The sequence below is a fragment of the Ruminococcus bromii genome, from assembly GCF_002834225.1.
In the GTDB taxonomy this organism is placed as follows: Bacteria; Bacillota; Clostridia; order Oscillospirales; family Acutalibacteraceae; genus Ruminococcoides; species Ruminococcoides bromii.
Window position 1 is genome coordinate 1 of record NZ_NNSR01000073.1, and the last position, 20,114, is coordinate 20,114.

The following is a 20,114-nucleotide window of genomic DNA, read 5'->3' on the forward strand; positions in this document are numbered from 1 at the left end:
GCAGCTAAAAACAGTCCGCAGGACTGTTTTCTTAACGCTGCTACAGTTTTCAAAAAGATAATTGTATATTTGCTATTATCAACCCAAAAGTCAGTTGTGGCTTTGGGGATTTATTTGTATGCGGCGGTTTACATTTCTGCTTGAATATAAAAACCATCTTTGATATAATAAGCCTCGTAAGGAAACGGTGGCGGCTGTTTCGACTCCCTTGTGAAAGGGGGTGTATTCCAATGGCAGAGATTACATATTTATTTGTTCTCGCAATTGCTTTCGTGGCTTTTAATGAAGTCATTAAGAATATAAAGAAATAACCGCCCTGTGTAGCGACAGAGCGGTTAAATGAAAATAAACCAAAATGTAAGCGAAACAGCTAAAGCTGTTTCCTTACCTATATATTAACATCTAATTTTAAATATGTCAATTGTTTTCGGTGTGTAGTATTTACGCACCGTTTTATTTTGTGCAGATTAGTTGTTAATTGATACATCATAATATAGTAAAAAGTTTGGTTTTGCAATCAAAGTGATTGGCGAACGGAGTTTACCGCTACAGAAATTTTCAATTTTCAATTAACGTGGTTGCATTGCCAACATCAAAATGCCCATAATAATCGGTTGGTGTGCTAAATAAATCCACAGGCTGTATCTGCCGATTTTATCAAGCACGGGGATTTTTAATTCAAAGTATTTCGTAAGATTTTTTTCAACAATGAAATTCCAGAGATAAAAGCCTGCCGCAAAGAGGAAAATCCACGGAAAGAGCGGAAAAAAGTCTGTTGAAAAAAAGTCCGAAGAAGGAAATCCCAGAAACGCAAGGTACTTGCACGAATAGAGAAAATCGGGCAATTTTACGATATCCAGCCCGAAAAGTCCGACATAGCCTTTTGGCACATCATACGAAACCGCATACAGCAAAAATGAAATCAACGCTCCCGACAGGGGGCGAATTTTTTTGAGATTATCCGACAGAACGGAAACAATCATCATTGAACAGCCTATCAGATTCAGCACACCGAACCACACCGCCTGATTCGGTTCGGCAATCACAGTAACGCAGGTAACGGCAAAGCCCGCAAGATTTAAAAGAATACCTCTTTTTATGCCGTTTCTCGTAAAGTTAAGGCACATTCCCGAAACAAGTATGAACACCACGCAGATACTGCGTTCCCAGACCGCTGTCATGGGATAAAAATACCAGCTTGTGTTAATGCCGTATATCATAAACAGGTCGTAACACAGGTGAAACGCAATCATACTGATGATTGAAATTCCACGCAGGGAGTCGAGAAGATAATATCTTTTGTTTTCTTTTAACAAGGCTTTACCGTTTGGATTCATCAATTATTTATTCCTTTTCATCATAACGGAAAAGACGACCGCAGCTAAAACAAGCAACACAACCGCATATCCGCAGACGGGGAGAAGCTCGGGCATAATATCAGAATAATTGCCCGAAATTGTATCTCTTGCCGCATTAACTGCATGAGCAAACGGGAGTGCGTTTGCAAAGCTTTTGAACCAACCGCTGATCATTGCGGTGTCAAACCAAATGTTTGAGAACCACGCAGAAAGGTTTGTGAGCAATGCACCGCAGATTCCGCCGACAGCCTTTTCATTCAGAAGCGTGCCGATCAGAAGTCCGAGCGAGATAAACACAACTGCAATCGGAATGTTTACCGCAAGCATAAGTAAAATGTTTACGCTGACATCAAGCCCGAGGAAGAACGCAACAACAACGCATACGGCACTCTGCAAAATTGCCATTGGCAAAAGCGGAAGTGTGTAGCCGATAATAAATTCATGAGCCTTGAGCGGAGATGTGAACAATCTCATCATAAAGCTTGTAGTTCTGTCCTTTGCAATGAGCATTGACGAGAACAGCGAGATAAAGCTCATTCCGAAAACCGTAATACCGGGCGTCAGCTTGTCAATGTTGAACATTGTCATCTGAGCCTGTTCGTGGATTGCCGAATTTATTGCCGACAACAAAAGAAGAAGTACAACGGGAAATCCGAGTCCGAAACAGAATGTCAGCGGATCACGGAGAATTTCCTTTGTGTTTCGTGAGGCGAACGCAGTCAATCTCATTACAACGCACCTCCGTTTGTCAGCTTAACAAAAGCCGACTCAAAATCTTTTTCACCCGAAAGGGCAACAAGCTCATCGGCAGTACCCTCTGCCATAAATTTGCTGTGAGCCATAATTCCGATTCTGTCGCAGAGTGCAACAGCCTCTTCAAGGTAGTGCGTTGTGAGAATAACGGTGATTTTACCCTTGAGCTTTTCAATCTCAGCCCAAAGGCTGTGTCTTGCAATTACATCGAGTCCGAGCGTGGGTTCGTCAAGAAAGAGAATTTTCGGCTCTGAGATAAGTGCCATTGCGATGCTCAATCTTCTCACCTCACCGCCCGACAGCTTTTTAGCCTTGCGGTTTTCAAATTCCTGCATGGAAAAGCGTTCAATAATATCGCTTGCCTTGGCTTTGGCAGCTTTCTTTGAAAAGCCGTAAACCTCTGCCATAAGTTCAAGATTTTCTCTTGCGGTAAGGTTCATTGCCGCCGCACTTTCCTGCGGTGAAATTCCGATAATCTGCTTAACAGCCGCCCTGTCGGTTTTTATGCTGTGACCGAGAAGTTCGGCGTCACCCGATGTCGGCATAATAAGCGTTGTGAGCATTTTCATTGTTGTTGTTTTTCCTGCACCGTTGACTCCGAGCAAGCCATACATTTCGCCCTCGTTAATTTTTAGGTCAAGGTTGGAAACAGCCGTTTTTTCCTTATATTTTTTTGTGAGTTTTTCTGTTTTTATTGCGTACATATTTTCTCCTCAATTCAGGATAAAAGGGATTCAAGTCAAATTTTACTTCATTAACTTATCAAAGGGATTTTTTATCTTTGCAAGTGCCATGCCCTTTTTCTCGTCACCGAGAACCAGAAGCCTGTCGCCTGCTTCAATTCCGAAAACTTTTCTTGCGTGTTTCGGAAGCGTAATCTGTCCTCTTTCGCTGACCTTAACAATGCCGAAAATGTACTTTCCGTCACCGTCGGGAGTAAGTGCGTCAGATTCTTCCTCGTAAAAAGGACACACAAGAAGCATTTCTACCGTAGTTTCAAAAATCTGCGCCATCGTCACGCATTTTTCAACATCGGGAATAGATTCTTCATTTTCCCATTTTGCAACAGATTGTCTTGAAACCTCAAGCTTTTCGGCAAGGTCTTCTTGTGAATAGCCGTACTTTTTCCGAAGATACTTCAAATTCATACCAATCATACTTTTCATACCTCCTGATTTAAGTATATTTCATATGTAACGCAATTTCTACCAACCTTATTTTACACTTTATGTAAAAATCGGTTGCATAATCCCTTATATGATTTATGATAGACTTCCTTGCAGATTTTGTCAAACAAAATTGGATTTTGCCGTTTTAACACTATGTTCGTGTTATTTAAATATATATATCATGGTTTTGTTCACAAAACTGTCACATTGCAATGTTAAAATCAAACTAATATCGTATGTACGGAGGACATATTATGAAAAAACCTACTAAAAGAGATACAGTCAATCTGTTTTTCTCAGCATTCCTGATTGTTGCATTTATCGTTTGCGCACATTTCTTTTCACAGTACGCGTCAGCTCTTTCACAGCCGATCGGTTCAATTATCCCGATTCTCGTTTACGCTGTGTTCGGTCTGCTTGTATTCTATGCAACCCGCGTCGGTGACGGCAAAGCGGTAAAGCGTTTTTCACTTGTAACTCTCATTGTAATGGTACTTCCTTCACTCTACATAATCATTGCGTCGCTTGCTCCCGGACTTCCGCTTAACAGCGTGTTTGCAAACGCAAGCGGTTCGGGTCTTAGTGTTATCGTAACGCTTGCAAGTATCGCACTCGGCTATGGTATTCCTTATTCATTCTTAAGCGGTTTTGAGCTTGCGAGAGAAGATGCTGTCGAGGATGAAACAAGTGAGCATGTTCAGGGCGGTATTGAGGCTGATCTTGCAGATGATGAAAATGCCGAGGACACAAGCTTTGAGGAAACAGATGAAGCATCGGAAGATGTTTCCGAAAGCGAATCAACCGATGAAACCGACAACGGCGAAGAGGCTTGATCTGTAAAACAAATTTTAAACAACAGGTACCCACACGGCTTGTGCGGGTACTTTTTGTATGTGCCAAAAGTCTGTGTAACGGAAAAATACGCTCTTAAGCTAATAGTGCTAATATTCAGTTGACAAAATCCCACGGCTGTTTTATTATTTTGGTACAGGGTGCGTGTAATGAAAAGTGCCGTGTTTCTGTTTGAAAAATTTTCTTTTAAGGGAGAATTACATAATGGACGATAACAATAAATATAATAAAAGCAAGGATTATGAGCCTGACAACTTTGATGACGAGGTCGCTTTTCCAACAAGGAGAAGCAACCCTGCAAAAAAGCCTGTTGAGGATTACGGCGACAGCTTTGGCGAGGATATAATGTTCCCGTCGGATTATGACGAAGACGCCGTTCATATGCCTGAGATTGACTTTGATGACGATATGGCAACACCTGTAAAAATGCCGTCGGAGAGAGATGACATTGCACAGGCTCCCGATTACGGTGACAATTTTGATTCACAGACCGGAGAACAGGTGTCAAAGGCAACAATGGATTTTCAGTATGACCTTTCGGCTGACGACAGGGGCAACTACTATACCAAGTCAACAATCCGCCCGGAGCGTAAAAAGGTTGTGAAAAAGAAGAAGAGAACAAGCCGTAATATGGCTGTTATCCTTACGATTGCGGCGGTAATCTGCCTTATAATTGCTGTTGTTTTTGCGTTTACGCAGTGCAGCTCGCAAAAAAAAGACGAAAAAGTCACAACATCACCGTCAACAGAGCAGGTGACAACGGAACAGCCGACAACCGAATACGGTGACGATAACTATGTTCCCGTTTACACGGAAGAGCCGACATACGAACCCGAAACGGAGTATGTGCCTGAAACAGAAGCCCCCGTGCAGACAGAACCGCAGACGGAGTATGTGCCTGAAACAGAGCCGCCGCAGAGCAGTGATATCAGCACCTCCGAATCGTCACAGGTATCCGAAGACCTACAGCCGACTCAGGCACAGAGCGATAACGGCGATGAGCCGTATGTTAAAGAAAACTGATTGTTTTCTTTTAATAACTTAAAAATGAAATTATAGATTATGAAATTGGAGATGTTTTGAATGGGTTGTACCCACGATTGTTCAAGCTGTTCTTCGGACTGCAAAAGTAAAGCTCAGGATTTGCACGAGGAACTCAATAAATACAGCAGTGTAAAAAAAGTAATCGGCGTTGTGTCAGGCAAGGGCGGAGTTGGCAAGAGCCTTGTAACCTCAATGCTTGCCGTAACATTTAACAGACTCGGCAAAAAGACGGCTGTTCTTGATGCCGATATAACAGGTCCGTCAATTCCAAAGGCATTCGGAGTACATGAGAGATGCAGAGGCAACGGTGAGGGGATTTTTCCTGTTGTTACCGAAACGGGAATTAAGATGATTTCCGTAAACCTTCTTCTTGAACATGAAACCGACCCCGTAGTTTGGCGTTCGCCTGTTATTACAGGCACGGTAAAGCAGTTTTGGAAGGATGTTATCTGGGAGGATGTCGATTATATGTTTGTTGATATGCCTCCGGGAACAGGAGATGTTCCGCTCACTGTGTTCCAAAGCTTGCCGATTGACGGCATTGTTATTGTTGCATCGCCGCAGGAGCTGGTTTCAATGATAGTTCAAAAGGCTGTTAAAATGGCAAAGATGATGAATGTGCCGATTTTAGGTCTTGTTGAAAATATGAGCTGGTTTATGTGTCCCAATTGCGGAAAGAAACACAGCATTTTCGGTGACAGCCATATTGACGGGATTGCAAAGGAATATGATACTCAGGTACTTGCAAAGCTTCCGATTGACCCCGAGCTTGCAAAATGTGTTGATGAGGGAAAAATTGAACTTTTCAGCGGAGATTATCTTGATGATGCGGCAGAAATAATTGAAAAAGAGCTTAGCAAATAAGCATTTGCAATATTATGCTTTTTTGCTGTAATTAACAAGCATAATTTCAAAACTGCAAACAGGAGGAGTAAGCAATATGAAATGCCCTAATTGCGGCTTTGAGGCAAACGGAAAATTTTGTGAAAATTGCGGTTCACCGCTTGCCCAAAACAGCTCACGAAAAAACACGGAAGGTGTAAACAGCTTTGAGCAAGATAATCACAACGCAGTGCCCGAACAGCCGAGATATGATTATAACACAGAGAACCAAACCTGCGGTCAGTCGTATCCGAATAATCAGCAGTACGGTCAGCAGAGCCACGGCGGATTCGGTCAAAATCAAAATTGTGCGGGCAGCGGTCAGCAGTTCACAAATTCACATAATGGCAGCGGTCAGCAGTTTTCAAGTGCTCCGAACAGCAAAAAAACCGCTGCTATAATAATAAGCGTTATCAGCGGTATAATTATACTTATAATAGTTGTCACAGCTATTTTGATTTGCAATTTACTGCCAAAGTTTATGGATATGGCGAATGAATATGCCGACAGTGCTTTTGACGCAGCGTCAAGCTATATTTCTGATGAATTTCAACAAGAAACTATCGCTCCGACAGAAGATCCTGACGCTTACGATAAGGTCGATGAAAATACTCATCTGAGATACAGAGAGAGCGATAATTATGACGGCATCGTAATTACGGGCGCAGAGTATGAGTTCTATGAAAGCTACATAAACAGTGACGAAAAGAAATTTACAATCAACATTCCGTCGGAGCTGAACGGCAAAAAGGTTGTTGAAGTTGAATATATAACAGTTTATGTTCCGGACAAAGAGATTACGATTGTAATTCCGGATACCGTTAAGATTATCGGAAGTTACGCTTTCTGCTACAGCGATGATGTTGTTGCAGTAGAAATTCCGAACAGCGTAGAAGTAATCGGCAGCGATGCTTTTGTAGGCGATCCAAAGCTTAAAAAGATAACCGTTCCCGATTCCGTAAAGGAAATGGACGATTGCGGTCTTGGCTTTAATACTGACGATAATTATAAAAAAGTTAAGATTCAAGACTTTAAAATGTATTGCAAAAAGGGTTCTGCCGCCGAAAATTACGCAAAAGATAACGACTTTTCGTATGAGATAATTAAATAAAAGTTAATGTAGATTAAAAAAACAGCTTTCCGAGTTTTTTTCGGAAGGCTGTTTCATTTTTTTCGGATATGTATTTGTTTGTAAAAGATTTGTGTAATTATTTATGGGCTTTAACACAAGAAATATTTTTGTTATAACCATTCGGTAAGGAAATGGCGGCTGTATTTCAGACGGAAGGACACGGTTTACCGCCGACCATAATTTTCCATTTTTAATTTTCAACTTTCAATTTAAAAGTAACGCTCGGGCGATAATGCTTGAACTACCGCAAGCTGTCTTCACGAACAGGCAACGGTGGCACACTGCCGACCACAATTTTCCATTTTAAATTTTCAACTTTCAATTTAAAAGTAACGCTCGGGCGATAATGCTTGAACTATCGCAAACTGTCTTCACGAACAGGGCGTAGCGACACGCTACCTGCAGTTTTGAAAATATATTTTGATGAGATTATTCGGCTTGTCGGCAATGCCTATGCCTAAAAAATCACCGTCATGGGTTTTCATTCTGAAAAGCTGACCGTTCTCGTACCCCGACTTGGCAAGGTATGTTCTGTCGGCACTCAACGCACCGCCGTTTGCAAATCGTTTTGCCTGCGCAGGCGATACGGCAAGATAGCCCAAACTCATAAACAGACTTTCAACGGAACGCAGTTTTTCTTCAACATTTCCGTTTTCGCAAATGCTTTTCAGCTCATCAAGCGTTATGCACTCGTCAAGCGAAAATCCGCATGCCGAGGTTCTGCAAAGTGCTGTCATAACCGCACCGACACCGAGAACCTTGCCGATGTCATCAATTATCGTGCGTACATAAGTTCCCTTTGAACAGGAAATTTCAAGCGTGCCTGTCTGCGTTTTTTCGTCAAAATTTACAAGCGAAAGAGAATAGACAGTAACCTTTCGGCTCTCACGCTCAACCTCGATTCCCTGCCTTGCAAGGTCATAAAGCCTTTGACCGTTCTTTTGTACGGCAGAGTACATCGGCGGAATCTGCTCAATTTCGCCCGTGAAATTGGGAAGTACTCTGCGGATCTGCTCCTCTGTAACCGAGGCTTCGCATTCGCCTGTCACCGTACCCCAGATGTCGAGGGTGTCGGTGGTTTTGCCAAGCTGAAATTCTGCCGTGTATGACTTGTCATGATTGAGAATCAAATCCTGTGTTTTCGTTGCAGTTCCGAGCAAAACAGGCAGAACGCCCGTTGCGTTCGGATCAAGTGTTCCCGTGTGACCGAGCTTTTTCTGCCCTGTCAGTCTGCGGACAACGGCAATAACATCAAAAGAGGTGAATTTCTTCGGCTTGTCAATCAGCAGTACACCGTTAAGATTGCTCATGATAAAAACTTCTCCGCAGCTTTTTCAAGCGTTGTCTTTACGGTTTCAAGGTCGCCCTCAATTGAGCATCCTGCCGCCGCAGGATGACCTCCGCCTCCGAACTGCGAACAGAAATCCGAGGCATTGATATTATTGTTTGTACGAACGGAAATCTTGAAGAATCCGCCCTCTTTTTCACGCATTGTAATTCCGATGAGAACACCCTCAATCTGACGGGGAATAGAGGCAAGTCCCTCCATTTCGTCATCACCCGTGTTGAGCTTTTTTAGCATATCAAGCGTTGTGTAAATTATTGCGCACCTGCCGTCTGCACAATAGGTCATTGAGTCGTAAACGGCTCTTTCAAGCTGAATTTTGTTTTTCGACTTTGTTTCAAACATCGCCTTGTTTATGTATGCGGTGTTACAGCCAAAGTCCATAAGACTTGCGGCAACACGCATGGTTTCGGCGGTTGTGTTTGTGTATCTGAAACAGCCGGTGTCGGTTGAAATGCCTGTGTAGAGGCAGTCTGCAATGTCCTTTGTAAAGTTGATGTGCATTCTGAGGAACAGCTTGTAGAGAATTTCGCAGTTTGCCGCCGCATATTTGTCAACAAACTTTTCCTTGGCGGTAAATGTGTTTGAACCGTGGTGGTCAATGCACAAATCAACCTTGCCGATATATTTGTCCATATTTGAACCGAGAAGGCTGTCAGCCGCAACATCAACGCTGACAACCGTTTCGGATGTAAAACCTTCTTCTTCGATATTTTTTTGAAGATAGGCAAATTTTGTCGGAACACCTGTTGTGATAACTCTTGCTTTTTTGCCGATTTGGCGGAGCGCAAGGCAGAGCGCAAATCCGCTGCCGAGGGTGTCACCGTCAGGATAAGCGTGAGTCAGAATATCATAATTATCGTGTGCCTCAAGAAAACGGGCAACCTCATACAGATTCATCATTTTCTTCCTCGTCTTCCTTAATGTCAAGGCTGTTGAGAATACGGCTGATGTTTGCGCTGTATTCTATGCTGTCTGTTGCGTGGAAAATGAGTTCGGGAACATGGCGAAGATGAAGTCTGTGTCCAAGCTCTCGTCTGATAAAGCCCGATGCAGATTTCAAGCCCTTGACAGCCTCTTTGGCTCTGTCAAGACCTTCAATTGCGCTGACCTGTACCGTGCAGTATGAAAGGTCGTTTGTAACCTCAACTCTTACGATAGAGATAAACGCCTGCTGAACCCGTGGGTCTTTTAATTCTCTGAAAATAGCAGTAAGCTCTCTTTTGATGTCCTCTGTTGTTCTTTCAATTCTATGGCTTCCCATGCTATCACATCCTTTTATCTTATTTCCGTAGGGGCGGTCATCGGCCGCCCGCTTTGATGAAATATTTTGTTATTTTACAGCTACTGACTTGAACTATACAGTATTTATTTAAACAGAAAATTTCTGCCGTTACCTGCGGGCGCCCAATGACCGCCCCTACAAAATAACGGTGAATTTGTGTTATTTATAAAATTTGGTTTAATATACAAGCTTTAATCCCTGTATTCTTCGATTGTATAAACCTCGAACATATCGCCCTCTTTGAGGTCGTTGAATCTTTCAAGACCGATACCGCATTCGTAGCCTTCGCTAACTTCCTTGACAGCGTCCTTGAATCTCTGGAGAGATGCAATTGCGTCATCTGCAATAACGATACCGTCACGGATAACTCTTACGCTTGCGCCACGCTGAATCTTACCGCTCTTAACATATGAACCTGCGATTGTGCCGACTGACTTAATCTTGATAACATTACGACACTCAGCCATACCGAGAACAACTTCTCTTGTCTTAGGAGCAAGCATACCCTTCATAGCAGATTCGATTTCGTTGATACAATCGTAGATAATGCTGTAAAGACGCATATCTACGCCTGAACGCTCTGCATTTTCTGCGGCAACTGCATCGGGACGAACATTGAATCCTACGATGATTGCGTTAGATGCTTCTGCAAGCATTACATCGGACTCGTTGATTGCACCTACTGCGCTGTGAATTACATTTACTCTTACCTCGTCATTTGAAAGCTTTTCAAGTGACTGCTTAACAGCCTCGGCAGAACCCTGTACATCGGCTTTAACGATAATCTGAAGTTCCTTGATTTCACCGAGTTTCATCTGGTCAAAGAGATTGTCAAGAGTAACCTTAGTCTGTGCGTTGAAGATTTCTTCCTTCTTAGCAGCCTTTCTCTGGTCAACAAGAGTTCTTGCAAGACGCTCATCGGAAACTGCGTCAAAGATATCGCCGCCAACCGGAACTTCGTCAAGACCTGTGATTTCAACAGGAACAGAAGGACCTGCTTCGGTAACTCTTTCGCCCTTATCGTTTGTCATAACTCTTACACGGCCAACGCTTGTGCCTGCGATGATTGTATCGCCCTTGTGAAGTGTACCGTTCTGAACGAGTACAGTTGCAATAGGACCTCTGCCCTTGTCAAGTCTTGCCTCGATAACAGTACCCTTTGCGGCTCTGTCGGGGTTAGCCTTGAGTTCTTTCATCTCTGCAACAAGAGTAACCATTTCAAGAAGATCGTCAAGACCTTCCTTTGTCTTTGCGGAAACAGGGATACACGGTGTATCACCACCCCACTCCTCCGGAATAAGTTCATACTCTGTGAGCTGCTGTTTAACATTTTCGGGATTTGCGCCGACCTTATCCATTTTGTTGATGGCAACAATAACAGATACACCTGCGGCTTTTGCATGGTGGATAGCCTCAACCGTCTGCGGCATAATACCGTCATCGGCGGCTACAACGAGGATTGCAATATCAGTAACCTGAGCACCTCTTGCACGCATTGTTGTGAATGCCTCATGTCCCGGTGTGTCGAGGAATGTAACAGGCTTGCCGTTTACCATAACTCTGTAAGCACCAATATGCTGAGTGATACCGCCTGCCTCGCCTGCTGTTACATTTGAGTGACGGATAGCGTCGAGGATTGAGGTTTTACCGTGGTCAACATGACCCATAACAACAACAACCGGAGCTCTCTCAACGAGATTTGCCTCATCGTCCTCGCTGTCATCAATAATCTGTTCTTCGATTGTAACAACAACCTCTTTTTCAACCTTTGCATGAAATTCCATGGCGATAAGTGACGCCGTGTCAAAGTCGATTGTATCTGTTGCCGTTACCATTGTACCCATAAGGAATGCCTTTTTAACAACCTCGGCAACGGTAGCCTTGAGTCTGAGAGCAAGCTCCGAAACTACGATTTCGTCAGGAATCTGAACTGTAATCGGTTTCTGCTTACGCTCAAGAGCAATACGGTTCAGACGCTCCTGCTCCGTTTCACGCTTCTGCCGTCTGCCCTTCTGACGCTGGGTACGGTTTGTGAACTTCTGCTTTTTAACAATGTTGTCCGTGCTTCTGCCCTTTGAGCTGTCGCTTGCAAGGTCATCATACTTCTGGTTGTAACGCTCAACATCAACATTTGTTGCACGGGTGTCAATTACTCTGCGCTTGCGGGGAGCAGACTCCTCAACGCTCTTTTCCTGAGTAACTTCGACCTTTTCCTGTTTTGATGCAGGCTTTGCATCCTTGTTGTTAGGCTTTTTGTCGTTTTTATCGGTCTTTTTCTTCTGATTGTCAGCCTTTGCATTCTGCTTTGCGGGCTTATCTTCCTGCTGCGGCTTGCTTTCGTTGTCAAGCTTGTTGTTGCGTGCCGCAAAGTATTCGTCAAAGTTTTCAACCTTGTTCTTCTTTGTGATTACATCAAAAATCACATCGAGTTCGCTTTCCTCGAGTGTTGTCATTGTTTTCTTTGTAACACCGCAATGTTTTTCGAGAATCTCAATAATTTCCTTGTTTGAAACTCCGAGATCTGCTGCTGCGTCCTTTACCTTATATTTTATCATACAATTCTCCTCCCAATTCGTTTTCAATAAGCTGTTCAAGCTTATCTGCAAAGCCTTTGTCTTCGGTTGTCATAACTCCGCAGATTTTTCCGAGAGCAAATCCGATTCCTTCTTTGCTTCGGTTTATTGTCAATGTTTTCACATTGCATTCATCAGCGGCTGTCTGCACGCTTTTCTTACTGCTCTTTGAAAAATCATTTGCAAAAATAACAAGCTTTGCCTTATTTTTTCGTATTGAGTCAATCGTCGTGTCGGCACCTGTAATCAGCTTGCCTGCCCTTTTGCAAATGCCAAGCAGCGACAAAATCCTGTCGTTCATAAAAAATCCTTTCGCCTACCTGCCGTCTGCTGCGGCAAGTTCACTTTGCATCTGCTCATATACTTCATCGGGGATTTTACAGCTTAACGAGCGTTCAAAGCGGCGTGCCTTGCGAGCCTTTTCAAAGCAGGCAAGATTCCTGCACACATATGCGCCTCTGCCTGCCTTGCGACCTGTGAGGTCAAGCGAAATTTCGCCTTTTGCAATGATTTCACCGTTTTCATCTTTGGTGTCGGGTGCTTTGACAACACGGATAAGCTCACGCTTTTCTTTCATCTCTCCGCAACCCGTACATTTACGCAGCGGCATTTTTCTTTGCTTCATAAAATCCCTCTCTGTTTAATCTGATTATTCTTCTGTTTCATCCGAAACAACTGTTTCGCCTTCTGTGCTTTCGTCAAGGTCGAGAACATCTTCGGACTTTTCGTCAGCCTTTGGTTCATCGTCCTCATCTTCGCCGTAGAAACCGCTTTCGGGGCGGATGTCAATTCTCCAGCCTGTAAGTCTTGCGGCAAGACGGGCATTCTGTCCCTTGTTGCCGATAGCAAGTGAAAGCTGACCGTCGGGAACTGTTACACGGCAGCTCTTTGTTTCTTCATCCGTAATTTCAACCTTGCAAACGCTTGCAGGAGAGAGAGCCGCTGAAATATACTTTTCGGGATCATCGCTGTAAAGAACAATGTCGATTTTCTCACCGCCAAGCTCCTCAACAATTTTGTTTACACGACTGCCCTTGTTGCCTATACATGAACCGATTGCGTCAACATCGGGATTTGAGCTGTAAACAGCCATCTTTGTACGACTGCCTGCCTCACGGGAGATTGACTTGATTTCAACAACGCCGTCATAGATTTCAGGAACCTCCTGCTCAAACAAACGCTTTACAAGACCGGGATGAGTTCTTGAGATGATTGCGTGAGGACCTCTTTCGTTGTCCTTGACATCTGCAATGTAAACCTTAATGTGGTCGCCTTCTTTAAGGTCGTCATGTCCGAGCTGTTCGCTCTTTGGCAGAGTAGCCTCGCTCTTGCCGATTTTAATTGTTGCAACGCCTGACTTAGGATCGATTCTTTCAACAGTTGCCGTAACAATCTCGCCGAGCTTGTTCTGAAACTCAATAAGTGACTGACCCTTTTCGCCCTGACGAATGCCCTGACGGATAACATTTCTTGCAGAAGAAACAGATGTCCAGCCGAGGTGCTTGGGATCAATCGGAATTTCAATCTCATCGCCTACAACAAATTTCTTTCTCTTGTTAATCTGCTGAGCCTCCTCAACAGTAACCTCAAAGTTAGGATCAAAAACCTCGTCAACTACTGTTTTGACAAGCTTTGCATCAAAGCTGTTCTTTTCCGGATCAACCTTGAATACAACATTTTCATTACCGCCGTAGTAGTTCTTGCAGGCAACGGAAATTGCCTTTTCAATGTTCTGAAGCATATAGTCCATAGGAATGCCCTTTTCCTTTTCAAATGTTCTCAATGCCTCAAATAAATCTTTGTTAGTCATTTTCCAAATCATCCTTTTCTTATTTTTCGGTTATATACAAATTGTTATGCTGTTATGTGTATCCGTAGTGTTCAAACTGCAATTTTTAATTAAAATCGTCAAGCTTAATCCATGCGGCGTCCTTTTTGCTGATTGTGATTTCATTCTCACCGATGTGATCCTCAATTGTGACCTTACCGTCGGAATAATCCTTTAAAACCCCTTTAAATTCTCTGCCTATTCCGTCAATGGGGCGGAGCATCTTAACCATAATATCCGCACCGATGAACTGCATAAAATGTTCGTCACGGATAAGCTCACGCTCAATTCCGGGGGAGCAGACCTCAAGACAGTACGCCTCTTCAATCGGATCAAGCTCATCAAGAGGACCGTTGATTGCACGGGAAACATTTTCGCAATCGTTAATGTCAATGCCTTCGGGCTTGTCAATGTAAACACGCAGAAAACGGTCTGCACCTTCCTTGACATAACGCACATCCCAAAGTGAAAGTCCGAGACCTTCAACAATCGGCTGACAAAGCTCCCATACTTTTGATACGGTTACACCGCCTTTGCTTTTTGCCATAAATTCACTGCCTTCCTGTCTGCAAAAATACCCTGTGCGAAATATTGCAGACAGATAAACCGCACCGAGGAACAAAGTGAAAACTAATAAATAAGGAGCGGGTTTGTTGCCCACTCCTTTAGCTTTCATTATTTACAAGAAAATTATAGCACCAAAACGGCTTATAATCAAGTGTTTTTCAAATCTTTTCGTATTTTTTACAAAAAAGTTTAAAAAAACATTTGAAATCACCGTGCAAATGTGTTATTATATTTCGTGGACACTTTACATCACGATGTTTTTGTGATATAATCACCGTGGTTTTGCAACCGTGTGAAAAATTAAAATTAGTTTTTGATTTTGTTATTGCCGTATTTTTACTGTTTTTATAGCAATGATTTGATTGTTAATGTCCGAAATTTTGCGAGATTAACATTATAAAGGTTGCAACCCTACAATTAAATATGCTGATATAGCTCAGTAGGCAGAGTGCGTCCTTGGTAAGGACGAGGTCACGGGTTCGAATCCCGTTATCAGCTCCATAAAAAGGTATTGGTTAAAAAGACCGATACCTTTTTATTGTTGTTTTAGATTAAGATAAGGGATTCGAAAGCCCGTTTAGAAAACGCTTTAGTAAAGCGTTTTTAGGGCGTAGCGTTGATGAGTGTTCAGAATTTGCACCGCAAACAACAAGCGAGGTATGTACTCTCGCAATGCACAGAATAGTTATCAGCTCCATAAAAAGGTATTGGTTAAAAAGACCGATACCTTTTTATTGTTGTTTTAGATTAAGATAAGGGATTCGAAAGCCCGTTTAGAAAACGCTTTAGTAAAGCGTTTTTAGGGCGTAGCGTTGATGAGCGTTCAGAATTTGCACCGCAAGCAACAAGCGAGGTATGCACTCTCGCCATGCACAGAATAGTTATCAGCTCCATAAAAGGGTATTGGTTAAAAAGACCGATACCTTTTTATTGTTGTTTAGAAAACAATACCGTTGCCAAATCCAAACTGATTAATATTATTCTTGTACAACCTATCTTGCATATACTGCAATTGCGTTGCGGTCATACTGATTATCGCTTTCCCCTTTCCTTATCCTGTGACTATATTATACTACAATGTTTAAGCGTATAATTTGTGCATATTGGTACTTGTTAAGTGTAAAGAGGTATGTTATAATAATATTTGTAAAGGAACGGTGGCGGCTGTTTCGACTCCCTTGCGAAAGGGGGTGTATTCCAATGGCAGAGATTACATACTTATTTGTTCTCGCAATTGTTTTCGTGGCTTTTAATGAAGTCATTAAGAATATAAAGAAATAACCGCCCTGTGTAGCAGCACAAGACGGTTAAGTTGAAAAATTTAATCTAGTTGCAAGCGAAACAGCTAAAGCCGTTCCTTTTCACCTATATTATACAACAACAACAAGTTGAAGTCAATAGATTTTTAACGGTCAGGCGGTGAAGAAATGGCAGAAAATAAGAACAGCAGGGCGAGAATTGAGGCAAACAACCGATATAACGCTAAAGCATATGACCGTATCAATGTTGCTGTGCCGAAAGGTCGAAAGGACATTATCAAAGCCCACGCAGAAAAGAACGGCGAAAGCGTGAACGGCTTTGTTAATCGTGCTATTAATGAAACAATACAGCGTGACGGTGAGTAATTCCACAAGGCAAGCTCTGAAATATGGGCTTGTCTTGTTTTCTTTTAGTTGACAGGTTTCTTAACGGATTTAATTTTTCAAAACAGCCAAATGAAAGTATTTTTGAAATTATGTAAAATATACTTGACAATAAGTAACTTTTAATGTACTATAATGGTACAGAAAGCTTTTTGTACGCATTGTGGATTTTTTAAGTATTCACATCTGAACACATAAAATTTTTTAATATTTTTGCGGATTATCGGTTGGACGAATAAATCTGCAAATTGGCTGATTTATTTTGGAGATGTTATTATGGAAGAAAAATACTATTGGGTGCTTGGTTTTTGTTGCGGTTTTATTGCCGTAGTTATCGTAACGCTCATTATCGCAAACATTAAAAGGAAAAAGAACACTTACACAGAATACGATGAACGACAGGTTCTTGCACGGGGCAAGGCTTATAAATCGGCATTTTTTGTGCTTATCGGGTACATAGTTGCCTGCGCTTTAGTTAATGTTTTGGAGATTAATTGGGCTGAACTCAGCGTTCAAATGTTCATAGGACTGTTTCTTTCAACCGCCGTATTCGTCGGAATAAGCATTTTTAATGACGCATATTTTACATCAAATAAAGGCAGAAAGAGTCTTTTAGGCTCTTTGGCATTTGTTGCGGGAGCAGAATGTTTGGGAATTGCTTTCGGCGAAAAAACCTTTGTTACAAACGGAATAGCAAATCTTGACATTATTCCTATCATTGTAATGATTTGGGCAATAAGTATTTTTGTGATGGTTGTCATCAAAACAATAATTGACAAAAAGGCAGTTGAAGAATGAAGAATTTAAGATTAAAAAGCGCCCGTGCCGCAAAGGATTTGTCACAGCAACAGCTTGCGGAACTTGTAAAGGTGTCAAGACAGACAATAAGCGCAATTGAAAAGGGCGACTACAATCCCACAATTAACCTTTGCATAGCAATATGTAAAGCGCTTGACAAAACCCTTGACGAATTGTTTTGGGAAGAATAAGTAAACTTTAACGGCAATCAGTGATTTATTTCGCTGTTGCCGTTTTTATTTTTACCGTTTCAAAATCAAACGGCAAATTGCCACGGGGAGTATTACAATGTGGGGGAATTGTAAAAATTAACGAAAAATGCTTGAAAAATGTCGGGTTAAGCCGTATAATATAGGTGTTTGAGGATTTCGGACTCATACAATTTATTGAAAGGAGAAGTACACATGATTTATTCAAAAGAAGTTGAAAATATGTGCACTGTAGCAAAGGGACCTAAGCACGGTCCTGCACCTATTCCCGAAGAGGGCAAATGGGTAAAATCTTATGACATTAAAGACATTTCAGGTCTTTCACACGGCATTGGCTGGTGTGCTCCTCAGCAGGGTGCCTGCAAGCTTACACTTAATGTTAAAGACGGTATCGTTGAAGAGGCTCTTGTTGAAACAATCGGTTGTTCGGGTATGACTCACTCTGCAGCTATGGCAGCAGAAATTCTTCCTAACAAAACACTCCTTGAGTGCCTTAACACAGACCTCGTTTGTGACGCTATCAACACAGCTATGAAGAACATCTTTGAGCAGCTCGTTTACGGCAGAAGCCAGACAGCTTTCTCAGAGGGCGGTCTTCCAATCGGCGCAGGTATGGAGGATCTCGGTAAGGGTCTTCGCAGCCAGGTTGGTACAATGTACAGCACAAACGCTAAGGGCGTTCGTTACATGGAAATGGCTGAAGGCTATGTTCTCAAGACAGCACTTGACGAGAACGATGAAGTTATCGGCTATCAGTTCGTAAAGCTCGGCAAAATGCTCGAGGACATTCGTCACGGCGTTGAGCCAAACGAAGCATACAAGAACAACATCGGTCAGTACGGTCGTTTTGACGGCGCAGCTAAGTACATTGACCCTCGTGAAGAATAATTCGGTAAGGAGGACACCATAATGGCAGTAACATTTGAAGGTATGGAAAGAAGAATGCCTAAAATTGAGAAGTGCCTTGCCGAATACGGTATTGCAAATCTTGAAGAGGCAAGAAAAATTTGTAACGATCTCGGTTTTGATCCCTATGACATCGTAAAGGGCGTTCAGCCGATCGCATTTGAAAACGCAGGCTGGGCTTACACACTCGGTTGTGCAGTTGCAGTTAAGAAGGGCGCAAAGACTGCTTCGGAGGCAGCAGAAGCTATCGGTATCGGTCTTGAGGCTTTCTGTATTCCCGGCTCAGTAGCTGAGCAGAGAAATGTTGGTCGTGGTCACGGTAACCTCGGCGCAATGCTCCTCAGAGATGAAACAAAGTGCTTTGCATTCCTCGCAGGTCACGAAAGCTTTGCAGCAGCAGAGGGTGCTATCGGTATCGCTCGTAACGCTAACAAAGCAAGAAAAGAGCCGCTCCGTGTTATCCTTAACGGTCTTGGCAAGGACGCTGCTTACATTATTTCAAGAATCAACGGCTTTACATATGTAAAGACTCAGTTTGACTATTTCACATCAGAGCTTAAAATCGTTGAAGAGAGAGCTTTCTCAGACGGTGAAAGAGCTGCAGTTCGCTGCTACGGCGCTGACGATGTTCGTGAAGGTGTTGCAATCATGCAGCATGAAAATGTAGGTGTATCTATCACAGGTAACTCTACTAACCCGACCCGTTTCCAGCACCTCGTTGCAGGTACATACAAGAAGTGGGCAAATGAGAACGGCGTTAAGTATTTCTCGGTTGCATCAGGCGGCGGCACAGGCCGTACACTTCACCCCGATAACATGGGTGCAGGTCCTGCTTCATACGGTCTTACAGACTCAATGGGCAGAATGCACGGTGACGCTCAGTTCGCAGGTTCATCTTCTGTTCCTGCTCATGTTGAAATGATGGGCCTTATCGGTATGGGTAACAACCCGATGGTTGGTGCTACAGTTGCTTGCGCAGTTGCAGTTTATGAAGCTGTTAACAAGTAATTACCAATCTTTTCAATAAATTAAAAAGGGATCGGCTCTTTGAGTCGGTCCCTGATTTTTTGCGTGCCTGCACAGACAGCAAGTGATTTGTTCTTAAACGACGAAAACACCAGGCTTGCGGCAACCCGGTGTTTTCTTATGTTCTTTAAAAAATGAGGGGTACAATTACGAGTCTCTGAATAGACCCGTATTGAGGAGGGTAGAACAATTATACTCTGACGGTTGCGGATCCGTCTTTCTGAGTACACCTATATTAAACAACCTAAATATGAAAACTGTGTGAATTTTGTTTGAAATTGTATTGAAAACTGCGGTCATATTTTTTTGTTAAATTCACTTCCGCATTTCGGACAGCGAACAGTGTGATTGCCTTTTTTGTTGCGGACACGAAGCTGCGCCTTGCACACGGGACACTTGATATAACGGTAGTCCTTGCGGTCACGAATTTTCTTGAAGGTCAGTTTGAACCAACCTGTTACCGCATTGTAAATCGGAAGAAATTTTCTGTTTTCGGCACTTCTTGCAACAATGTTGCGTGAGAACATACGAAAACAGATAAGCACGATAATCAAGAGCATTATTCCGTCAATGATGTATCTTGCAACACGGTTCCACACAAAAATATTCACGAACCACAGTATAAGCAACAGCACCCAGAGTGCATTGTTGAGCTTATCCGTGCCGTATCTGCCCTGCATAAAATTGGCGAATCTGTTAAATAATCCTCGCATAAAGTTCATCCTTTCCGCAAAAAGCGGGTAA

At 42.7% G+C, this 20,114-nt stretch carries 22 protein-coding genes and 1 tRNA gene; 10 read left to right on the forward strand and 13 right to left on the reverse strand.

The annotated features are described in order from the left end of the window. Positions 1-569: 569 nt before the first annotated feature. The 4 genes from RBATCC27255_RS08775 to RBATCC27255_RS08790 are packed head-to-tail and all read right to left on the reverse strand — an operon-like array spanning position 570 to position 3,277. Complete coding sequence (locus RBATCC27255_RS08775) at positions 570-1,337, reverse strand: heparan-alpha-glucosaminide N-acetyltransferase (protein WP_169923310.1); 768 nt, start codon at positions 1,335-1,337, stop codon at positions 570-572. Between the two features lie 3 nt (positions 1,338-1,340). Continuing rightward, positions 1,341-2,087: an ABC transporter permease gene (locus RBATCC27255_RS08780; protein WP_101029642.1), complete on the reverse strand. Its 747-nt coding sequence runs from the start codon at positions 2,085-2,087 to the stop codon at positions 1,341-1,343. Next, positions 2,087-2,815: an ABC transporter ATP-binding protein gene (locus RBATCC27255_RS08785; protein WP_101029643.1), complete on the reverse strand. Its 729-nt coding sequence runs from the start codon at positions 2,813-2,815 to the stop codon at positions 2,087-2,089. Before RBATCC27255_RS08785 ends, RBATCC27255_RS08780 begins: the two co-directional genes overlap by 1 nt. Before the next feature lie 42 nt (positions 2,816-2,857). After that, the gene (locus RBATCC27255_RS08790) at positions 2,858-3,277 is read right to left on the reverse strand and encodes a helix-turn-helix domain-containing protein (RefSeq protein ID WP_242958630.1); all 420 of its coding nucleotides are present in this window, start codon (positions 3,275-3,277) and stop codon (positions 2,858-2,860) included. Positions 3,278-3,534: 257 nt separating this feature from the next. On the opposite strand from RBATCC27255_RS08790, the gene RBATCC27255_RS08795 reads away from it, so the two are divergent. From RBATCC27255_RS08795 to RBATCC27255_RS08810, 4 genes are all read left to right on the forward strand, one after another. Further along, the gene (locus RBATCC27255_RS08795; protein ID WP_101029645.1) at positions 3,535-4,113 is read left to right on the forward strand and encodes a hypothetical protein; all 579 of its coding nucleotides are present in this window, start codon (positions 3,535-3,537) and stop codon (positions 4,111-4,113) included. A gap of 223 nt (positions 4,114-4,336) precedes the next feature. Then, complete coding sequence (locus RBATCC27255_RS08800) at positions 4,337-5,155, forward strand: hypothetical protein (protein ID WP_101029646.1); 819 nt, start codon at positions 4,337-4,339, stop codon at positions 5,153-5,155. Between the two features lie 60 nt (positions 5,156-5,215). Beyond that, a complete protein-coding gene (locus RBATCC27255_RS08805; protein ID WP_101029647.1) occupies positions 5,216-6,040 on the forward strand; it encodes an Mrp/NBP35 family ATP-binding protein in 825 nt (274 codons plus the stop codon). Positions 6,041-6,116: 76 nt separating this feature from the next. Next, entirely contained in the window at positions 6,117-7,169 is a 1,053-nt protein-coding gene (locus RBATCC27255_RS08810) for a leucine-rich repeat protein (protein ID WP_101029648.1), read from the forward strand. A 416-nt stretch (positions 7,170-7,585) separates the two neighbouring features. Here RBATCC27255_RS08810 and truB read toward each other — a convergent pair whose 3' ends face one another. The 8 genes from truB to RBATCC27255_RS08850 form a co-directional block, all read right to left on the reverse strand. Beyond that, a complete protein-coding gene (gene truB / locus RBATCC27255_RS08815) occupies positions 7,586-8,500 on the reverse strand; it encodes a tRNA pseudouridine(55) synthase TruB (RefSeq protein WP_101029649.1) in 915 nt (304 codons plus the stop codon). Then, the gene (locus tag RBATCC27255_RS08820) at positions 8,497-9,438 is read right to left on the reverse strand and encodes a DHH family phosphoesterase (RefSeq protein ID WP_101029650.1); all 942 of its coding nucleotides are present in this window, start codon (positions 9,436-9,438) and stop codon (positions 8,497-8,499) included. The genes truB and RBATCC27255_RS08820 overlap by 4 nt, the downstream gene beginning before the upstream one ends. Then, complete coding sequence (gene rbfA / locus RBATCC27255_RS08825; RefSeq protein WP_101029651.1) at positions 9,422-9,799, reverse strand: 30S ribosome-binding factor RbfA; 378 nt, start codon at positions 9,797-9,799, stop codon at positions 9,422-9,424. Before rbfA ends, RBATCC27255_RS08820 begins: the two co-directional genes overlap by 17 nt. A 212-nt stretch (positions 9,800-10,011) precedes the next feature. Next, positions 10,012-12,375: a translation initiation factor IF-2 gene (infB, locus tag RBATCC27255_RS08830; RefSeq protein WP_101029652.1), complete on the reverse strand. Its 2,364-nt coding sequence runs from the start codon at positions 12,373-12,375 to the stop codon at positions 10,012-10,014. Then, positions 12,362-12,694, reverse strand: a complete 333-nt coding sequence (locus RBATCC27255_RS08835; protein WP_101029653.1) for a L7Ae/L30e/S12e/Gadd45 family ribosomal protein — start codon at positions 12,692-12,694, stop codon at positions 12,362-12,364. The genes infB and RBATCC27255_RS08835 overlap by 14 nt, the downstream gene beginning before the upstream one ends. Before the next feature lie 15 nt (positions 12,695-12,709). Further along, complete coding sequence (rnpM, locus tag RBATCC27255_RS08840; protein ID WP_101029654.1) at positions 12,710-13,018, reverse strand: RNase P modulator RnpM; 309 nt, start codon at positions 13,016-13,018, stop codon at positions 12,710-12,712. 24 nt (positions 13,019-13,042) lie between these two features. Then, the gene (nusA, locus tag RBATCC27255_RS08845; protein WP_101029655.1) at positions 13,043-14,203 is read right to left on the reverse strand and encodes a transcription termination factor NusA; all 1,161 of its coding nucleotides are present in this window, start codon (positions 14,201-14,203) and stop codon (positions 13,043-13,045) included. An 85-nt stretch (positions 14,204-14,288) separates the two neighbouring features. Then, complete coding sequence (locus RBATCC27255_RS08850) at positions 14,289-14,768, reverse strand: ribosome maturation factor RimP (protein ID WP_101029656.1); 480 nt, start codon at positions 14,766-14,768, stop codon at positions 14,289-14,291. Positions 14,769-15,213: 445 nt separating this feature from the next. Here RBATCC27255_RS08850 and RBATCC27255_RS08855 point away from each other — a divergent pair. From RBATCC27255_RS08855 to RBATCC27255_RS08880, 6 genes are all read left to right on the forward strand, one after another. Then, positions 15,214-15,289, forward strand: a tRNA-Thr gene (locus RBATCC27255_RS08855). Between the two features lie 926 nt (positions 15,290-16,215). Then, a complete protein-coding gene (locus RBATCC27255_RS08860; protein WP_015523097.1) occupies positions 16,216-16,413 on the forward strand; it encodes a hypothetical protein in 198 nt (65 codons plus the stop codon). A 294-nt stretch (positions 16,414-16,707) separates the two neighbouring features. Continuing rightward, the gene (locus RBATCC27255_RS08865) at positions 16,708-17,229 is read left to right on the forward strand and encodes a hypothetical protein (protein ID WP_101029657.1); all 522 of its coding nucleotides are present in this window, start codon (positions 16,708-16,710) and stop codon (positions 17,227-17,229) included. Then, the gene (locus RBATCC27255_RS08870) at positions 17,226-17,420 is read left to right on the forward strand and encodes a helix-turn-helix transcriptional regulator (RefSeq protein WP_015523099.1); all 195 of its coding nucleotides are present in this window, start codon (positions 17,226-17,228) and stop codon (positions 17,418-17,420) included. Before RBATCC27255_RS08865 ends, RBATCC27255_RS08870 begins: the two co-directional genes overlap by 4 nt. Before the next feature lie 213 nt (positions 17,421-17,633). Continuing rightward, positions 17,634-18,326 carry an iron-sulfur cluster assembly scaffold protein gene (locus tag RBATCC27255_RS08875; protein ID WP_015523100.1) on the forward strand — a complete coding sequence of 231 codons (693 nt, stop codon included), beginning with the start codon at positions 17,634-17,636 and terminating at the stop codon, positions 18,324-18,326. A gap of 21 nt (positions 18,327-18,347) precedes the next feature. Then, positions 18,348-19,352, forward strand: coding sequence for a GGGtGRT protein (locus RBATCC27255_RS08880; RefSeq protein ID WP_015523101.1), 1,005 nt, complete (start codon positions 18,348-18,350; stop codon positions 19,350-19,352). 314 nt (positions 19,353-19,666) lie between these two features. Here RBATCC27255_RS08880 and RBATCC27255_RS08885 read toward each other — a convergent pair whose 3' ends face one another. Continuing rightward, positions 19,667-20,083, reverse strand: coding sequence for an MJ0042-type zinc finger domain-containing protein (locus tag RBATCC27255_RS08885; RefSeq protein ID WP_015523118.1), 417 nt, complete (start codon positions 20,081-20,083; stop codon positions 19,667-19,669). Between the last annotated feature and the right edge of the window lie 31 nt (positions 20,084-20,114).